Consider the following 18,269-nt stretch of genomic DNA (forward strand, 5'->3'; position numbering starts at 1 on the left):
GGTGCGGCATCGATGATGCTGGAAGGTAAAAGTCCGGCAAATTCAGGCAAACTCCGCGCTCGCCTGCATGGTCAGACAGCCTTCGCGATCCTTGGCCCAGAGCTCGACCGTCCTGCCGTCTTCGTCCCGCCGTCCGCAAACGGAAAATGCCTGGCCTACGAAAGTCGGCCGCACGGCGCGAAACGAGAAATGCGCGGGTACGGCGCCACCGAGTTCGGTCACGGCCAGGTCCAGCAGCAGTGTGGCGATCAACGGCCCGTGCACGACCAGACCGGGATACCCCTCTTCGCGGGTCGCATAGGGCTGATCGTAGTGGATGCGATGCCCATTGAAAGTCAGGGCGGAATAGCGGAACAGCAGGACAGGATCGGTTTCGATCGTGCGGCGCCAGTGTTCGCCGTCGGGTGCCGGGATGGGCTTTGGAGCGGGAGCGCCGGGCGCGGGCGCCTCGCGATAGACGATGTCCTGCTCCTCTTCGATGCACAGCTCGCCCGCCATCGAAATGCAATGCTGGACGGTGACGAACACGAGCCGGCCGCTGCGGCCTGTCTTGTCCTCGATAGCGGCAATCGTCGACTCGCGCACCGCGCGCTCGCCGATCTTCACGGGCGCAAGGAAGCGCAGACGGCCACCGGCCCACATGCGGCGCGGCAGCGGAACGGGAGGCAGAAAGCCGCCGCGGCGCGGATGCCCGTCGGGGCCTTGCTGCGAACGCGGCGCGGCTTGCAGAAAATGAAACCAGTGCCAAAGCGGCGGCAGGACCGCCTGCGGCGCGGGGCGATCGAGCATGGCGGCAAACGCCGCGGCCGGGAATGGTGCCACCCGTTCCTCGACCGTTTCGGTACGGCCAAGCCAGTCTTGAATCGTGCCTGAGTCTTGCATCGTGCGGGGTCCGTTCGGTTTGACTGGACCCTACTATGCGCCTCGGCGAGGATTTCGCGAAGTCCGCATTTGCGAACGCAACCTTCGGCTTTGCTTAATGCCGCCGGGCGGCCGCTTCGTGTAAAGCACCGGTGCCATCGGCACGCACGAAACGGGCGTATCCGGAATAGCCGGGGTCAAGCCCGAAGCGCGCTTTTCTTGCGCGCCTGCCGCTCATCCTGGGGTTGCCGGGATGGCTTTGAGGGCTTTGCTGCGGGCTTGCGGCGCGACGCTTCCGTCCTGTTCCGAAAGGCGATCATGCGAGCCTCGCCGAGCGCGATCAGGGCGCTCGTGAGTTGCTCCATGTGCAGGGTCATCGACCTCTTGTCGCCCGACTGCAGGGAAACGAAAGCGCCGTCGAACCCAAGCATTCCGAAGTAAGCGAGGTCTTCGGCAACGGCCTTCGCGACGTCCTCCCCTTCTCCGCTGAACGCGTTGCGGATCATCTCCCGCATGTAGGCACGCCCTTCGTTGCGTACCTCGATAACCGTTTGCATGGCCTCGGGCTCGGCGGACTCATTGCTCATGACCATGACGAGCAGCAGGCGCAGGAAATTCTCGCGGTGCTCGAACACCTCGCCGGTCTTTTTCAGGTACCAGCCCAAACGTTCCCGCGGAGTGCCGTCTGCCGGCGGACTCCGGTGAGCCTCTCGCATGGCCGCGAAAAAACCGCGGGCGCCTCCGGCCATCACCTCCGCGAGCAGCCCGGCTTTGGAGCCGAAGTGATGGTAGATCGCGCTCTTGGGAATGCCGGTCGCCTCCACCAGCGCGGACATCGAAGTGCCGGCGTAGCCATAGGCCGACATCACACGGGAAGCGGCGTCGAGAATTTCCTGGCGAGATCGTTGGCCGCGCCGATTGCCGATTTGCGGTTCATTTTCCATCCCGTGAGTATAAGCCCGGCCTGTATTGGACCAATCGGTACATTACACGTTTCCCCCAGGTAGCCAGTTTTGGACCAATCGGTACACTTCCGGACTATGGGCTCGGCCACGATACCCGGGGCGGAATCCCGGACCGCCGGTCATCGGAATCGCGAAATCAGGAGAAGAGAATGCAAAGCGTCTCAACGCTGGGATATATGGTCCTGGGGGTCACCGACCTGGCAGCATGGGAAAGGTTTGCCGTCGACGTGCTGGGCCTGCAGGCCGGAACGCGAGTTCCCGGCGAATCGCTCGGCTTGCGCATGGACGACTACGAGCAGCGCATCCTGTTGCTCAAGAGCGATCTCGACGACTTTCTGGCCGCCGGCTGGGAATTCGAATCCGACGCGGAACTCGATGCCTTCGTGGATCAGGCGCGCGGCCGGGGCATCGACCTCGCCGAGGCGGACCCGAAAGTCGCCGAACAGCGCCGCGTGGCGCGCGTTTTCGTCTGTCACGATCCCGACGGCATTCGCCACGAGTTTTACAGCACCGCCTACCGGGCTCGTACCCGCAACACGTTTCGTTCGTCGGTGCTGCGCGGGGCATTCAGTACGGGGCGTCTGGGCGCCGGGCATTTCGTCACGGTGCCCAAACAGAGCGCCGAGGCCAAGGCGTTCTGCGAGCGTGTACTGGGCCTGAAGCTCAGCGACACCATCCGTGGCGACGCCGCGCCGGGCCTTCAGCTCGACGTGACCTTCTTCCACGCCCGTACCGGCCGTCATCATTCTCTGGCGGTCGCCGACGTGCCGTTCCCGGTCCACAAGCGTATCCATCACATCATGGTCGAGTGCACCGACCCCAACGACGTCGGCCTCGCCTACGATCGCTGCAAACTGGCGGGGGTGCCCATTCTGATGGAACTGGGCCATCACCCCAACGACCAGATGTTCTCGTTCTACATGATCTCGCCTTCCGGCTTCGCGATCGAGTTCGGCGCCGGCGGCGTTGTCGTCGACGACGACACATGGGAAGTCAAGCGCTACACCGAGCTCAGCGACTGGGGGCACAAGCTGAATCCGCCGCCGGATGCGCCGGCCCCGCAAGCGCACTGAACCTCGCCCGATCGCGCCCGGTCGAGCCCATCAAGCCGACAACTCACCCGCCACCCGTCACAGGAGCGACAGCATGACCCCGACTGAATCCGGCACCAGCAAGTTCGTGACGATCAACGAACCTGGTCTCGAGCATTTCACCATTCATTTCAACGACGCCGGCAGCGGCCCCGCGATCGCCATGCTGCATGGCGGCGGCCCCGGCGCCAGCGGCTGGAGCAACTACTATCGGAACATCGACGCGCTGGTGAACGCCGGATTTCGCGTGCTGCTGCTCGATAGCCCGGGTTTCAACAAGTCCGGCGAGATCGTCACCGACGTACCGCGCAACCTGTTGAACGCCCGCGCCACCAAGGGCGTGCTGGACGCTCTCGGCATCGGGAAAGTGCATCTGGTCGGCAACTCGATGGGCGGCGCCTCTGCCCTGAGCTTCGCGCTGGAGTTCCCGGACCGGATGGATCGCATGGTGCTCATGGGGCCGGGCGCGCAAGGTCCAAGCATCATCCAGCCGCAGCCTGGCGAGGGTATCAAGCGCATGTTCAAGCTGTATGCGCAACCCACCTACGAGAACTTCGAGGCCATGCTCGAAGTGTTCGTTTATGACCCGCAAGCCATTACCGAGGAGTTGCGTCAGGGACGCTGGAGCAATATCGAATCGAACCTGAATCATCTGAAGAATTTCGTCGAGAGTTCGAAGCGTTGCCCGGTCACGACGTGGGATCTCTCGGCCCGTTTCCCGCAAATCTTCCACAAGACCCTGATTACCTGGGGACGTGACGACCGTTTCGTGCCGCTCGACCATGGCTTACGCATGATCAACACCTTGCAGGACGCGCGGCTCCATATCCTGCCGAAGTGCGGCCACTGGGCTCAGTGGGAGCACGCCGACGAGTTCAATCAGTTGGTCATCGACTTCCTGAAGGACTGGTAAGGGCCGCCGCGCGCCGCCGGACTGGAATGCAACCGGCGAACAGCGGAAAGAATCGACGCAATCTCGTCATATGTTACGTAGTCCAAAATGAGTGCGTTGCGGAAGGCCTGCAGACACTGAATGGAGTCCCCATGAAAGACCATTACGATGCCGACGTCGCCATCGTCGGCTATGGCCCGAGCGGCGTCATTGCCGCGCTTACCCTCGCGAAATACGGCATCTCCACCGTGGTATTCGAGCGATACCGCGACATTTACCCGCGCGCTCGCGCCGTGACCGTCAACGACTGGACGATGCGGATATTCCAGAACCTGGGTGTCGACGAACCCGTTCTGAAATGCATCGATCCCCAGCGCGCGCTGCGCTGGATGCGCTACGACGGCACGGAGATCCTGCGCATCGAGCACCCGCCTTCGACGCTGGGCATCAAGCCGCGCTTCTTCAACATTTACCAGCCGACCATGGAAGCCACGTTGCGCGAATGCGCAACCGGACACGCGGAGATCGACGTGCGCTTTGGCCTGGAGGTGGTCTCGCTGGAGCAGGACGAAACCTGCGTCACGGTCAGGGCCCAAGATCCCGCAACGGGCGCTACGGAAAGCGCGCGCGTGCGCTATGCGATCGGCTGCGACGGCGGGAGCAGCGCCACTCGCGGCGCCCTCGGCGTGAAGTTGCTGGGGGATACGCTCGACGTGCTCTGGATCGTGATTGACTGCCGCGTGAAGCGCTGGTGGCCCGACCGGAATCTGCTGACCTTCTGGTCCGACAAGGAACGGCCGGTGGTGGACATCGCGCTGTCGGGAGGCAACCACCGCTGGGAACTGCCGCTCAAGCCAGGCGAGACCGAGGCCGACTTCGCGACCCGCGAACAAGTGTGGCCGCTGCTCGAGGCGCTGGGCGTGAGCGAAGACGATGTCGAAATTCACCAGCATGCGTTTTATCGCCACCATACCCGGATGGCGGACAAGTGGCGTGTCGGACGCGTATTCCTGGCCGGTGACGCCGCGCATCTGATGCCGCCGTGGGCCGGCGCCGGCATGCAGACCGGCATGCGGGACGCGTTCGATCTGGGCTGGAAGCTCGCGGGCGTAATCAACGGAACCTTGCCCGAATCTTTCCTCGATACCTACGAAACGGAACGCCGGCCCAACGCTGTGTTTTACACGCAGCTCGCCGTCGAGCTTGGCCGGATCATCAAGCAGGAGCTTTCGGAAGAAGAACAGGCCGCGCTCAATGCGCCGCCTCCGGCGGACGCACCGGAGCCGCCGCTGATCGCACCGCCGGTGCTTGCGACCGGATGGCTGCGCGGCCCCGTCGCCGAAGGCAGCATCGTCGGTCGTATGGTGCCGCAGCCCGTTGTCGGCGACACGCGCGGGGTGATGGCACGCCTCGACGATCTCCTTGGCAATCGCTTCGTACTGCTTGGAGATGACGTCGATCCTGCTACGCTGCTCACAACCGCGGATAAGGAAGCGTGGGACAAGCTAGGGGCCCGGTACATCGCCGTGCGTCAGCAGGACCAGCATACCCAGGGTTCCGACGAATTGATCGACCTCGATGGCGTATTGCTCCCCTGGTTGCGCAAGTATGGTGCGCGCGCGGTGGCACTGCGTCCCGACCGCTTCGTTGCGGCGGCCGATGTAAGCGGCCTTTCGGTGCCGGCTTGAGGAATTCGCCCATGCCCGATATCACCGTAGTGAATGCGCTTGCCACCCGCCTGCGCGAAGCCGAAGCCACGCACACGACGATCGCCCCCGTACGCGGCGAAATCGCAACGGACGACCTCGCCACGGCCTACGCCGTGCAGCAGGCCAACGTGAATTGGCGCGTGGCGAACGGCGAGCGCGTCGTGGGCCGCAAGATCGGCCTCACCTCGCTCGCCGTGCAAGCGCAGCTTGGTGTCGATCAACCCGATTTCGGTGCGCTGTTCGCCTCGATGGCCTGCGGCGACGGCGAGCCGATCCCGCTCTCGCAACTGATCCAGCCCAAGGTGGAGGCCGAAATCGCACTGGTGCTGGAGCACGACCTCACGCTCGGGAAGCACACCTTCGTCGATATCCTGCGCGCCAGCGCCTACGCCCTTGCCGCGATCGAAGTGGTGGACAGCCGCGTCCAGAACTGGGATATCCGCTTCGTCGACACGGTCGCCGACAACGCTTCCAGCGCACGCTTCGTGGTGGGCAGCCGCCCCGTGCCGCTGGCGCAGCTCGATCTGGCCGGGTGTGCGATGGCGCTCTCGCGCGACGGTGAAATTCTCTCGCGCGGCAATGGCGCCGCCTGCCTCGGCAATCCGCTGAACGCCGCCGTGTGGCTTGCCGATCGCATGGCGCAGCTCGGCACGCCGCTGCGCGCGGGCGACGTGGTGCTCACAGGCGCGCTCGGGCCGATGGTGGCCGTGAAGGAACCCGGCACTTATACCGCGCAGATCGAGGGCCTGGGCAGCGTTCGCGCCACTTTCTCCGCCTGAACAAGGAATAGCTATGACTTCGGAAGCTTCGGAAAAACTCAAGGCCGCCATCATCGGCTCGGGCAACATCGGCACGGACCTGATGATCAAGATCCTGCGCAACAGCCGGCATCTGGAAATGGCGGCGATGGTGGGCATCGATCCGAACTCGGACGGCCTCGCGCGCGCCGCGCGCCTGGGCGTGGCGACCACGCACGAAGGCGTGGAGGGTCTCACGCGCCTGCCCGTGTTCGAGGACATCGATTTCGTGTTCGATGCGACCTCGGCTGGCGCGCACGTGAAGAACGATGCGCTGCTGCGCAGCCTCAAGCCGTCGATCCGCGTGATCGACCTCACGCCCGCCGCCATCGGCCCGTACTGCGTGCCGGTGGCGAACCTCGACGCGCATATCGACGCGCCCAACGTGAACATGGTCACCTGCGGCGGTCAGGCGACGATCCCCATCGTCGCGGCCGTTTCGCGCGTGGCAAGGGTGCATTACGCGGAAATCGTCGCGTCGATCAGCAGCCAATCGGCGGGGCCCGGCACGCGCGCGAACATCGACGAGTTCACCGAAACGACCTCGAAGGCGATCGAAGCGGTGGGCGGTGCGGCCAGGGGTAAGGCGATCATCGTGCTGAACCCGGCCAAACCGCCCGTCATGATGCGCGACACCGTCTACACGCTCTCGGACCTCGCGGATCGCGAGCAGGTCGAGGCGTCGATCGAGGAAACGGTCGCGAAGGTGAATGCCTACGTGCCGGGCTATCGCCTCAAGCAGAAGGTCCAGTTCGACGAGATTCCGGTCAGCGCGCCCCTGAATATCCCGGGCCTCGGAAAGTTCGGCGGCCTGAAGACCTCGGTGTTCCTCGAAGTGGAAGGCGCCGCACACTATCTGCCCGCCTATGCCGGCAATCTCGACATCATGACGTCCGCCGCGCTCGCCACCGCCGAGCGTATGGCGCAGACGCTGCTGGACACGCAAGGAGCCTGAAGCCATGAGCCGCAAACTCTACATCTCCGACGTGACGCTGCGCGACGGCAGCCACGCCATCCGCCACCAGTATTCCATCCAGAACGTGCAGGACATTGCCCGCGCGCTGGACCGCGCGAAAGTGGACAGCATCGAGGTCGCGCACGGAGACGGCCTGCAGGGCTCGAGCTTCAACTACGGGTTCGGTGCGCACAGCGACCTCGAATGGATCGAGGCGGTGGCGGACGTGGTGCGGCACGCGAAGATCGCCACGCTGCTGTTGCCGGGCATCGGCACGATCCACGACCTGAAGGCGGCCTATGACGCGGGCGCACGCATCGTACGTGTGGCCACGCACTGCACGGAAGCCGACATCTCGAAGCAGCACATCGGCTACGCGCGCGAGCTGGGCATGGATACGGTGGGCTTCTTGATGATGAGCCACATGACCACGCCAGAGAACCTCGCCGTCGAGGCGAAGAAGATGGAGAGCTACGGCGCGACCTGCATCTACGTGGTGGACTCGGGCGGCGCGCTGACGATGAATGACGTGCGCGAGCGCTTTCGCGCCGTAAAGGCCCTGCTGAAGCCCGAAACGCAGACGGGCATGCACGCGCACCACAACCTCTCGCTGGGCGTGGCGAACTCGATCGTGGCGGTGGAGGAAGGTTGCGACCGCATCGATGCGTCGCTGGCGGGCATGGGAGCCGGCGCGGGCAATGCGCCGCTGGAGGTGTTCATTGCGGCGGCCGAGCGCATGGGCTGGAACCACGGCACCGATCTGTACACGCTGATGGACGCGGCCGACGACATCGTGCGCCCGCTGCAGGACCGCCCGGTGCGCGTGGACCGCGAGACGCTGGCGCTGGGCTATGCGGGGGTGTATTCGAGCTTCCTGCGCCACTCGGAAGTGGCTGCGAAGAAGTACGGACTGAAGACGGTGGATATCCTCGTCGAACTGGGCCGGCGCCGCATGGTGGGCGGCCAGGAGGACATGATCGTGGACGTGGCGCTGGACATCCGGAAAGAGCACGACATCCGGGGAGCGGGTTCGTCAGGCGCGGACAATTTCCGCACCGCGTCGCTTGCGAAAACCGGCGCCCCCCTGTCTACCACCTAGTGTGAAGCGATGACGCTGGCGATTACCCCGGTCGCCACCGCGGCCAGCACATAGTCGCCGTTCACACCGACCCAATGGTAGCCGCGCGGCGGCGCCGAGAGGCCATGCTCGTGCCAATCGTCCACCTCGTAGTTGCGATCGCGGTATTCAGCCGGGACACGCTCGCCCTTGTGCCAGTCCTGATGCGGAATCGGACCACCCGGGCGGTCCACCGACGCATCGTGTACCGGCTGACGCGGCCCATGCGCGGCGCCATGGTGCTGCGGCTCGGCCAACACTGCGCCGGACGCAACCAGCATGGAAACCATCAGAAGCGAGGCGACGATTTTTGAACGCATTGCTTTCCCCTTGAGAACCATGAATTGCGGCGCGGAGCACCACGAGCCTGCCATATTGACTGACGACGATAACAAGTATGCGACAGATTCCGGCTAACGGGCCGGGCGGATTGGCAATCACGCAACAAATTGCCTTATTTGACCTTTACAAACTACCTGCACGAACCGCCGCATCGGTGCCCGCCTCTTGTGCCCCGCGAGCATTGGGCCGCATGGCGCAAATCAGCACCGCCGCGGCGAGTCCGCTTGCCGCGATCGCATACAACCCCGCAGCCGGCGAGTGAAATGAGGCCTCCACGGCATTTTTCACGTTGGGCGCGAAGAATCCGCCCAGATTGCCGATGGCATTGATCACCGCGAATCCGCCGGCCGCCGCGGCGCCGCCCAGGTAGGCCGCGGGGAACGTCCAGAAAATGGGCTGCACCGTCATGATGCCCATCGTCACGAAGCAAAGCGCCGCGATCGCGGTAACAGGCGCCGTATGCGCGGAAACGACGAGCCCGGCCGTGATGGAGAGCGCCGAAAGCGTCGCGAAGAACTTCCGGTGACCGCTACGCACCGCGAAACCCGGATAGCATGCACCGGCCCCGATCGCGCATGCCCAGGGAATCGCCGCCACGAGACCGACATGCAGGCCGATCTTGACGTGCAGCAGTGCGCTCACCTGCGTCGGCAGATAGAACGCCACGCCGTAGCCGGCAATCTGGATGCAGAAGTAAAGCACTGCGAAATGCAGTAGACGCGGGTCGGCAAGCGCCGCCCGAAAGCTCGTCTTGCCGTGCACGATTTTTTGTTGCTCCTCGGCGGCTAGCACCCGGCCCAATGCCTGCGCCTCGTCGCGCGGCAGCCAGCGTGCCTCGGCCGGCCGGTCGCACAGATAGAAGAAGGCTCCGATACCGACGATGGCCGCGAGCCCCCTTCCACGAGAAACATCAGTTGCCAGCCCTGCAGGCCGAACAGTCCGTCCTGTTCCAGCAGATAACCCGACAAAGGCCCGCCCAGCATTAGCGCGAGCGGCGAACCGAAGTAGAAGATACCCATGATCTGGCCGCGCGAGCGGGCCGGAAACCAGTAGGTCAGATACAGCACGGCGCCCGGAAACAGCCCGGCTTCGGCGGCGCCGAGAAAAAGCATGGTGTCTCCTTGTCGGTTCCCTGCGATGGATCGCGGGACCGGTCTGGCGCCGGCCTCCTTGATCGGGCATATAACTGCGCAGGCGTCGAACTTGCGGGTGCTACACGACCTTTCCCGGGTTGAGCAGGTGTTGCGGATCCAGGGCGCTCTTGAGCCGGCGCATCAGGGCAAGCTCGGCTTCGCTGCGCGTGCTGGGCAACCAGGCCTTCTTCGTGATGCCGATGCCGTGCTCCGCCGAAATCGTGCCGCCGAAGCGCTGGACGAGCGTATACACCGTCTCGGCGATCGCCTCCTTCGGCTGAGGGGAGATGCCCGGCATGCAGGCAACGATATGCAGGTTGCCGTCGCCGATATGGCCGTAAAAGAGCGCGACGATGCCGGGCAGGCGCGTCTGCAACGCGTCGCGGCAAGCGCTCACGTATTCGTCCATGGAGGCCACCGGCAGGCCGATGTCGAACGACTCGTGCGGCCCCAGCACCTGGGGGAATTCCGCACAGGCGTCGCGCAGTCCCCAGAATGCGTGCACGTCGGCAAGCGACTGCGCCAGCGCGGCATCGGCAATCACGCCCTGCTCCATCTGCATGCCGAGCCAATGTTCGAAGCGCGGTGCATCGAGCGCCTCGTCCATGCCCTGCGCCTCGATCAGCGCGTAGCAAGCGTGCTCGCCGCCCAGCGGATCGCGCACGCCGGGCACCTGTTGCGTCACCGTTCGCCAATAGTCCGGCCACATCACTTCGAACGCGGACAACAGCGGCCCGAGGCCTCGTCTCGCCGCGCCGAGCAACGCGACGAGTTGCGCATAGCTATCGAGCGCGCACAGCGCCGCCATCGTGCAGCCGGGCTTGGGCGAGAGCCGCAGCACGGCACGCGTGATGATGCCGAGCGTGCCCTCGCTGCCGATGAACAGGTGCTTCAGATCGTAGCCCGCGTTGTTCTTCAACATCTTGTTCAGGTTGGTCACGACCGTGCCATCGGCCAGCACGACCTCGATCCCCAGCACCATTTCGCGCGCCATGCCGTAGCGGATCACGCGATTGCCGCCGGCATTGGTCGACAGGTTGCCGCCAATCGCACACGAGCCGCGCGAGCCGAGATCGAGGGGAATGAAAAATCCGGCTTCGTCGGCGGCCTGCTGCACGACTTGCAGCGGTGTGCCCGCTTTCACGGTGAGCGTGGCAGACGCCGCGTCGATCTCTTCGATGCCGACCAGCCGTTCCAGCGACAAGGCCACCGCTCCCTCCACAGGACGCGCACCGCCGCAAAGACCGGTCAGGCCGCCTTGCGGCACGACGGGCACATGATGTTGCGCGCACAAGCGCATCGCCGTCGCGACGCCTTCCGTATCCGCCGGCCGCACGACCGCCACCGGCCGCAACGGTCCGAGCGTGCTCCAGTCGTGCTCGTTGCGCGCCGGGATGTCGGCGCCGCTCAGCACTGCAGCAAGGCCTAACGCATCGCACAACGTCCTGAGCAGTCCTTGGTGTTGCGCAGCGGCAAGATCCTCTGCGTCCGGTTCGTGGTCCATGTCGTCCTCCCTCCGTATCCGTGGCGTTTTCCTTCAGTTCGCGGCAAGATCGGGGCAAGCGTCGCGCAATGCCGGGGGCAGAGCCTTCAGCGCGTCAGGCCCCGCCTCGACGAGCGGCCGGCGCACGCGGCGCCAACTGTCGTCGCACTGGCGAACCGCGAGCAGCGCCTTCAACCATGGCGTGAACGGCTGACTGCCCACGCTCGCCAGCAAGGTATCGACGATTTCGCGGCTCTCGCCGCTTTTCCCACTCTCGCCGGCGAAGCTCGCGAGGATCGTGTTCGGCACCACGTTTGCCAGGCCGCAGATCGTGCCCGCCCCACCCGCGGCACGCGTTCTTGCAATCGTGTTCTCGGCGCCCACGTACACCTTCAGGCCGCGATGCCGCTCGATCAATCCCAGGGAGTGCTCAAGATTTCCACTGCTGTCCTTGATCCCCTCGACGACGGCGCCATAGCGCTCACGCAATGTTGCGATGGCCCCATGATCGATGGCGATGCCCGAAACCTGGGGGATGTGATAGAGAATGATGCGCAAGCGCGGATCGTCCTGCGCCTCGACCACGGCACCCACCGCATCGGCCACGCCGGCGCTGCTCACGTCCTTGAAGAAAAACGGCGGCAACAGCAGCACGCGATTGCAGCCTCGCGCGAGCGCATGCCGCGTGAGCTCGATCGCGTCGCCCAGCGCCGCCGCGCCGGTTGCAACGATCACCTGGTGATTCGCCACGCCCGCTTCGAGCAGCGCGTCGAGCGCCGCACGCCGTTCGTCCACCGTGAACGAAGGGCCCTCGCCCGTCGTGCCGAACAGCGTGATGCCATGCAGTCCGCGCCGGATCAGGTCGAGCGAGTGACGCGCCAGCAACGGCACGTTGACACGGCCGGCCGCATCGAGCGGCGTCGCGACCGCTGCGAACACCCCTTCCCCACTACTGCCTTGCAAAGCCATGATTGACGTTCTCCTCTCGGGTATCGCCGCGCCGGCTTGATTACCAGCCAAACACCGACCAAACTGTGACTGACATGTTAGTGCGTTGGCAATGACGCGTCAAAACGAATCGATGCGAACCGGCACCAGGGTTTATCAGGACCGTGCCGTCACGGTCCTGAATTGCGGCCCTGAATCACGAGCCGGATAGCAGTTTACAGACCGAAATCTCCCAACGAACGCTTTCGCGCATTCTCGATATGGGTTTCGAGCAGCGCGACCGCCGTATCGGTGTCGCGAGCCTTCAGCGCAGCGATCAGTTCGAGGTGTTCCCGCATCGTCGGCAGCACGACCTCCGGGGTCAGCACGACGTGTTCGAGGCGAATCAGGCGGATCCGCAGGCTGTTGACGCGGTAAATGTTCGAAATGATCTCGTTGCCCATCGCATCGATCATCCTGTCGTGAAGGCCCCAATCGATGGTCTGCGCATCGGCGACAACACGCTCGTCGATCTTCTTCGACGACGCGCGCTTGACGATGTCTTTATGGGCGCGTTCGAGGCGATCCAGTTCCGCGTCGGTCGCGTTCTGCACGAAATTGACGATCGCTTCCCGCTCAAGTACGAGGCGTAGCTGGAAAGCGTTGCGGATCAGCCGCAGGTCGACATGACACACCTGCAGGCCGCGGTTCGGCACGGTGCGCAACAGACCTTCCGCCTCGAGACGCGGGACCATCTCGCGAATCGCACCGAGCGGCATGCCGGTCAGCGACATCAATTGGCGCTGCGAAACGAACTGCCCCGGGCGGATGTTGGCGTCGAGGATCTGCTGCGTGAAATTTTCGTAGGCGACGAGCCGGAGCGACTTGCCCTCCTGCTCGTCCTTGACGGTGGGAATAGAGTTCATTGCCGGTTCTGCATGCGGGTTGACTGCCAACTGACATGTTAGCACGCACACGGGAGCGCTTCGGCCTGCTCCCCCGGCACCGCACGACGAAACTCAGGCCCCGGTCTCGGTGATCGCGCTATAGACCATCGTGCGCAATTGACGGCGCACCGGGTGAGCGCTCGACGGCAGCAACTGCGTGAGAAACAGCACGATCAGGTCCTCGCGCGGATCGACCCAGAAGAAGGTGCTGGCCGCGCCGCCCCAGAAGAAGTCGCCCGCGCTGCCAGGAATCAGCGTGGCCGCAGGCGTCATGGTCGTCGCGAAGCCCAGGCCGAAGCCCACCCCTTCGTAGGCGGCCTCGCTGAACATCGAGCGCGAGAGACGTGGCAGGTCGAGGCCGCCCGGCAGATGATTGGCGGTCATCAGCGCCAGGGTCTTCGGTCCCAGCAAGCGCACGCCGTCCAGTTCGCCGCCTTGCAGCAGCATGCGGGCGAACCGCATGTAGTCGGCGGCCGTCGATACGAGGCCGCCACCGCCGGAGATGAAGCCGGGCGGCTTGAGATACGGGCTGCTCCGGGGATCGTCCTGCAGCGTCGGCCCTCTCTCCGAGACGACCTTCGAGCCGAGCGAACCAATGGCGTAGCAGGCGCAGAAACGCGACACCTTCTCCTCCGGCACGTAAAAGGCCGTGTCGACCATGCCCAGGGGGTCGAAGATCCGTTCCTTGAGAAACGTCTCGAACGGCATTCCGCTGACCTTGCCGACGATATAGCCCAGCACGTCCGTGGAAACGGAGTAATTCCACGCTTCGCCCGGGGAGAATTCGAGCGGCAGCGTAGCCAGCTTCTCGATCATCTCATCGAGCGTGCCCTCCAGCCCGATGTCGCCCACCTTCAGCTTGCGATAGGCAGCGTCGACATTGGTGTTCTGCTGAAAACCGTAAGTCAGGCCCGAGGTGTGGCGCAGCAGATCGACCACGAGCATCGGGCGCGCGGGCGGACGCGTCTGGAAGCTGTCCATGAAGCCGCCGACGTGAACGCCAAGCTTTTCCCAGGCCGGAATGTACTTGCTGACGGGATCGTCCAGCGCGATCTTGCACTCCTCCAGCAGCATCATGACCGCCACCGACGTGATGGGCTTGGTCATCGAATAGATACGGAAGATCGAATCCTCGGCCAGCGGCACCTGCCGTTCGCGGTCGGCGAGGCCCTGCACCGAGTTCAGGGCGAGTGCACCGCGCCGCCACACCTGGGTCACGGCGCCTGCCAGCTTGCCCGTAGCAATGTAGTTGTCGTTCATGAAGCGCTCTATCCGCGCGAGGCGTTCGCACGACATCCCCTGCTTTTCCTTGCTTCCCATCCCCATGTTCTCTCCTTTGCTGAGCATTGCGGCTAGCCGGATCGCATCTGGCCGAGTTCCGCCACAGTATCGGCGATTCGGGAACTTTCGGCAAAGGAGCCCGCATGGGATTTTCGCGGGCCTTGGCGCGGCGAACGTGGATCCTCCCGCAGGAAGTCCTCGACCAGCGCGTTGAACGCCGCGCCATGCTCGATCTGTGTCCAGTGCCCGCACTGGCCGAAAACATGGAATTGTGCGGGGCCGATCAGTTCGAGCAGCTTCAACGAGTTCGCCAGCGGAATTACCTGGTGATGAAAAGACCTTGCCGAGGCCACGCGGCTTTCACGTCACCACTGCGTCGTGCCGGTTGCCTCGCGAGGCGCGGTCTGCTCGCCTGGCGCGTGCGGCAGGCAGTCTCGCCGATACAGCACGCGCAGGCGCTGCTCGGCTGTTTGAATGTCGTCCGGATAGTTGTAGTCGTCGCCAATGGCCGGGACATAGCCCACGGACTCCAGTTCGCCCAGTTCATTCTGGAGTTCGCGATGCGTGACTGGATGATCGGTCTTCACGAAGGGGTAATCGTTGCACTGCTCAGGCGTGAGTCTCGCTCCGGCCAACGAAGGAAGCGAGAAAATGCTCAGCAAAACTAACAAGGCACTACGGGATAGCGTGTTCATGACGAATGCCTCCGTCCAGGGCGTCGAACACTGCCAGCGTACTTCGCCGCGCCCGGTAAAGCATGTGCATCGAGGTTAAACCTTCTTCATCATGAAACGCGGCAGCCCCGATCGCACGGACTGGCGCCGGCGCCTACCCGTGCGGTATCGCAGCAAACTAAACTTCTCTTCATTTTCGTGTAATGGACCGGAAGGTTTTTGTCAGCTATCGTGACCGACATGAGCACACGGTTCACGCGAAGGAACATCATGAAGACCCTCATCCGATTCTGTCTCGCCGCGAGTGTGGCATGCGCCGCCTCGGCACACGCCCAGACCGCGACGCAAAGCGCGCAGCCCGCGAACGCTGCTACGGCAGCGGCAACCGCAAATAGCGCCGTGATGCCCGCCTACGGCCAGCCGGTACATGAAAAAACACGCGCCGAGGTCTATCAGGAGTTGGTTCGGGCCGAGCAGGACGGGCAGCTCAAGTACCTGAATTCGACGCTCTATGCCCATCACTAACGGCTTTCACGCAACGATGCCAGTCTGACACCCTGAAGAGCCGCTGCCTGTCCGCCTCGCAATCGCCATGTTGTAAACCGGTGCGCGCGCAACTTTTCACGCGCCCCCGGGAATCGCCACCAGGCGTCCCTGGCAGCCCGCGTCAAGCCGGGCTGAATCATAAAAAGCTGTAAGCATCCCGCCTTTCGGCTGCAACACGCCGGCCTCACCATCTCGCCTTCCGCCTCGAATTTCATCGACGTGGGGGCAATCGTCCGCCGGCTCCTCGGCTTCGGCTCCCGCCACGCTTCTTAACTTCGTAAGACAGGCATCACGGCCGATTAATTCCTTGTCTCTACGATTGCCGCGTCTCTCAACCAGATCGTCAATCGAAAACAAGGACACCTACGGATGACACAGCATCAGACGCGGTTCCGCAGAAAGCCGCTGGCACAACTTCTTCTGGCCTCGCTCTGCACTACGGGCGCTCCGCTTGCCTTCGCGCAGTCGAGCGGCGATCTCGGCGCCGTGCAAAGCACCGCTTCGTCGGGCTCGGCGACGAGCGACACGGGCAACCCGAACAATCCGCAGTCGGCCCCGGCACAGGCGCCGACCCAAGGCTCGCTCACGGCTTCCGAGCCGAAGTCGATCATCAACAAGAACTACATCCAGAACAGCACGCCGCCCACGGCCAACTACAGCGACATCATCCAGATCGCGCCGAGCGTGTCGGGCATTACCCCGAACGGTCCCGGCCTCATGGAAACGCAAAGCCTGACGATCCGCGGCTTTCAGGACGGCCAGTACAACGTGACGTTCGACGGCATTCCGTTCGGCGACACCAACGACTTCACGCACCATTCGACGTCGTTCTTCAACTCGCAGAACATCGGTAGCATCGCCGTGGATCGCGGTCCGGGCGACGCTTCGCAGATCGGCTTCGCGACCTTCGGGGGCACGGTGTCCATCGCCTCGATCGAGCCCTCGCTAACGCCGGCGTTCACCGTGCTCGGCTCCTACGGTAGCTGGAACACGTGGCTCGCGGGCGGCCAGTTCAACACGGGCGACCTGCAGCAGTGGGGCGACGCGCGCGCGGTAGTGGGCTACGACCACTCGGACAGCGACGGCTATCTGAACGACGTCGGGCAGCGGCGCGACAACTTCTACTTCAAGCTCGACAAGCCGATCGGCAACGACACGCTGCTGACGTTCTACGCCGACTACAACCGCATCTACCAGAACACCTCGCTCGGCGCGACGGCCGCACAGATCGCCCAGTACGGCCCGAACTTCGGCCTGAACGGCAATCCGGCTAGCCAGGCGTTCTACGGCTACAACTTCGACCGCATCAACACCGACTTCGAATATATCGGCCTGCAAACGGTGCTGGGAAGCTGGAAGCTCGACAACAAGGTCTACACCTACGGCTATTACCACGACGGCTTCAACGGCCTCGACCCCAACGGCGAGACGCCGAACGGCACCACGTTCGGCGCGGACAACGTGCCGGGCACGCAGATGGCCAACAACTATCGCGCATGGGGCGACGTCCTGGACGCGCAGCGGGATCTGGGTCCGGGCAAGCTGACGCTGGGCGGGTGGCTCGCGTACCAGACGAACTACCGCGACAACATGAACGTGGACGACACGCTGAACTTTGCGCTGGAGCAACTGAACTTCACGATGCACGACACGATGCTCACGTTCCAGCCGTACATCCAGTACGCGTGGAAGCTGCCGTACGGGCTCACGCTCACGCCGGGCGTCAAGTACGTGTCGTTCGAGCGCAGTATCGATTCGCCGCAAAACCAGAGCACGGGCGCCCCCGTCGACTTCAGCCACACGTGGACCAAGGTCCTGCCCTCGGTCACGCTGCATGAGGACTTCAACAAGAACTGGAGCGCGTACGTGCAGTACGCCCAGGGTTTCCTCGCGCCGAACCTGAACGTCTTCTACGTGCCGAATCCCTCGCTGTCCGGCCAACCGGCTCCCGAGCAGACCGACAACTACCAGATCGGCACCACGTACAAGTCAAACCGCCTGACGGTCGCGGCCGACGTCTACTACATCAACTTCCGCAATGCCGTGACGAGCACCACGGTCGGCGGCGAAACGTACTTCTCGAACGCGGGCGGCGCCGTCTACAAGGGCGTCGAAACCGAGGCAACGTATTACGTCGGCTACGGCGTGAGTCTCTACGGCAACCTCACGTTCAACTCGGCCAAGCAGAAGAGCACCGGCGCGTGGATGCAGAATGCGCCGCAGCAGACCGCCGCGTTCGGCGCGATCTACGACCGCGGTCCGCTGCACGCCTCGTTGATCTCGAAGTTCATCGGCCACCAGTACGGCGATACGGGCGACACGCAGCCGATCGGCGGCTTCCTCGTCACGAACCTGGCCGGCGCTTACACGATCAAGTCGCCGACCACGTGGATGCGCAACACGCGCATCGGCCTCGAGATCGACAACCTCTTCAACCGGACGAGCATAGACGGCCTCGCCGGCTACACCGCCGCGGACAACACGCCGCTCTACTGGACGATCCCCGGCCGCTCGGTCATCGCGACCGTCTCGACCGACTTTTAACCTCT

At 64.0% G+C, this 18,269-nt stretch carries 18 protein-coding genes and 1 pseudogene; 8 read left to right on the plus strand and 11 right to left on the minus strand.

Going from position 1 to position 18,269, the window contains the following annotated elements; all coding sequences use genetic code 11:
- Nucleotides 1–42: 42 nt before the first annotated feature.
- Nucleotides 43–882, minus strand: a complete 840-nt coding sequence (locus V8683_RS05305; protein WP_411189514.1) for an HTD2 family dehydratase — start codon at nt 880–882, stop codon at nt 43–45.
- Nucleotides 883–1,058: 176 nt separating this feature from the next.
- The gene (locus V8683_RS05310) at nt 1,059–1,805 is read right to left on the minus strand and encodes a TetR/AcrR family transcriptional regulator (RefSeq protein ID WP_411189513.1); all 747 of its coding nucleotides are present in this window, start codon (nt 1,803–1,805) and stop codon (nt 1,059–1,061) included.
- A gap of 170 nt (nt 1,806–1,975) precedes the next feature.
- On the opposite strand from V8683_RS05310, the gene V8683_RS05315 reads away from it, so the two are divergent.
- From V8683_RS05315 to dmpG, 6 genes are all read left to right on the plus strand, one after another.
- The gene (locus V8683_RS05315; RefSeq protein WP_411189512.1) at nt 1,976–2,899 is read left to right on the plus strand and encodes a VOC family protein; all 924 of its coding nucleotides are present in this window, start codon (nt 1,976–1,978) and stop codon (nt 2,897–2,899) included.
- Between the two features lie 73 nt (nt 2,900–2,972).
- The gene (gene bphD / locus V8683_RS05320) at nt 2,973–3,830 is read left to right on the plus strand and encodes a 2-hydroxy-6-oxo-6-phenylhexa-2,4-dienoate hydrolase (protein WP_411189511.1); all 858 of its coding nucleotides are present in this window, start codon (nt 2,973–2,975) and stop codon (nt 3,828–3,830) included.
- Nucleotides 3,831–3,961: 131 nt separating this feature from the next.
- Entirely contained in the window at nt 3,962–5,497 is a 1,536-nt protein-coding gene (locus V8683_RS05325) for a bifunctional 3-(3-hydroxy-phenyl)propionate/3-hydroxycinnamic acid hydroxylase (protein WP_411189510.1), read from the plus strand.
- Between the two features lie 11 nt (nt 5,498–5,508).
- Entirely contained in the window at nt 5,509–6,297 is a 789-nt protein-coding gene (gene mhpD, locus V8683_RS05330) for a 2-keto-4-pentenoate hydratase (protein WP_411189509.1), read from the plus strand.
- Between the two features lie 13 nt (nt 6,298–6,310).
- Nucleotides 6,311–7,270 carry an acetaldehyde dehydrogenase (acetylating) gene (locus V8683_RS05335; protein ID WP_411189508.1) on the plus strand — a complete coding sequence of 320 codons (960 nt, stop codon included), beginning with the start codon at nt 6,311–6,313 and terminating at the stop codon, nt 7,268–7,270.
- Nucleotides 7,271–7,274: 4 nt separating this feature from the next.
- Entirely contained in the window at nt 7,275–8,369 is a 1,095-nt protein-coding gene (gene dmpG / locus V8683_RS05340; RefSeq protein ID WP_411189507.1) for a 4-hydroxy-2-oxovalerate aldolase, read from the plus strand.
- On the opposite strand, the gene V8683_RS05345 is transcribed toward dmpG, so the two are convergent.
- The 9 genes and pseudogenes from V8683_RS05345 to V8683_RS05385 form a co-directional block, all read right to left on the minus strand.
- Nucleotides 8,366–8,707 (minus strand): RcnB family protein, encoded by a 342-nt coding sequence (locus V8683_RS05345; protein ID WP_411189506.1) that lies wholly within the window; start codon nt 8,705–8,707, stop codon nt 8,366–8,368. The two genes, dmpG and V8683_RS05345, sit on opposite strands and share 4 nt — an antisense overlap.
- 145 nt (nt 8,708–8,852) lie before the next feature.
- Nucleotides 8,853–9,611, minus strand: coding sequence for an MFS transporter (locus V8683_RS05350; protein WP_462880613.1), 759 nt, complete (start codon nt 9,609–9,611; stop codon nt 8,853–8,855).
- Nucleotides 9,515–9,841: an MFS transporter gene (locus V8683_RS05355; protein WP_411190537.1), complete on the minus strand. Its 327-nt coding sequence runs from the start codon at nt 9,839–9,841 to the stop codon at nt 9,515–9,517. The genes V8683_RS05350 and V8683_RS05355 overlap by 97 nt, the downstream gene beginning before the upstream one ends.
- Before the next feature lie 100 nt (nt 9,842–9,941).
- Entirely contained in the window at nt 9,942–11,366 is a 1,425-nt protein-coding gene (locus V8683_RS05360) for an FAD-binding oxidoreductase (protein ID WP_411189505.1), read from the minus strand.
- Between the two features lie 33 nt (nt 11,367–11,399).
- Nucleotides 11,400–12,314, minus strand: a complete 915-nt coding sequence (locus V8683_RS05365) for a dihydrodipicolinate synthase family protein (RefSeq protein WP_411189504.1) — start codon at nt 12,312–12,314, stop codon at nt 11,400–11,402.
- Between the two features lie 194 nt (nt 12,315–12,508).
- On the minus strand, nt 12,509–13,198 hold the full coding sequence (locus tag V8683_RS05370) for a GntR family transcriptional regulator (protein ID WP_411189503.1): 690 nt from the start codon (nt 13,196–13,198) through the stop codon (nt 12,509–12,511).
- A 93-nt stretch (nt 13,199–13,291) separates the two neighbouring features.
- Nucleotides 13,292–14,539, minus strand: a complete 1,248-nt coding sequence (locus tag V8683_RS05375; RefSeq protein WP_411190536.1) for a serine hydrolase domain-containing protein — start codon at nt 14,537–14,539, stop codon at nt 13,292–13,294.
- A gap of 143 nt (nt 14,540–14,682) precedes the next feature.
- Nucleotides 14,683–14,826, minus strand: a pseudogene (locus V8683_RS05380) (alpha/beta fold hydrolase); the annotation flags it as partial.
- A gap of 39 nt (nt 14,827–14,865) precedes the next feature.
- Nucleotides 14,866–15,195, minus strand: coding sequence for a DUF4148 domain-containing protein (locus tag V8683_RS05385; RefSeq protein WP_411189502.1), 330 nt, complete (start codon nt 15,193–15,195; stop codon nt 14,866–14,868).
- A 249-nt stretch (nt 15,196–15,444) separates the two neighbouring features.
- On the opposite strand from V8683_RS05385, the gene V8683_RS05390 reads away from it, so the two are divergent.
- Together V8683_RS05390 and V8683_RS05395 are read left to right on the plus strand one after the other, a co-directional pair.
- Complete coding sequence (locus tag V8683_RS05390; RefSeq protein ID WP_411189501.1) at nt 15,445–15,699, plus strand: DUF4148 domain-containing protein; 255 nt, start codon at nt 15,445–15,447, stop codon at nt 15,697–15,699.
- Nucleotides 15,700–16,089: 390 nt separating this feature from the next.
- Entirely contained in the window at nt 16,090–18,264 is a 2,175-nt protein-coding gene (locus V8683_RS05395) for a TonB-dependent receptor (protein ID WP_411189500.1), read from the plus strand.
- Nucleotides 18,265–18,269 lie beyond the last annotated feature (5 nt).

The sequence above is a fragment of the Paraburkholderia sp. AV2 genome (assembly GCF_054968425.1).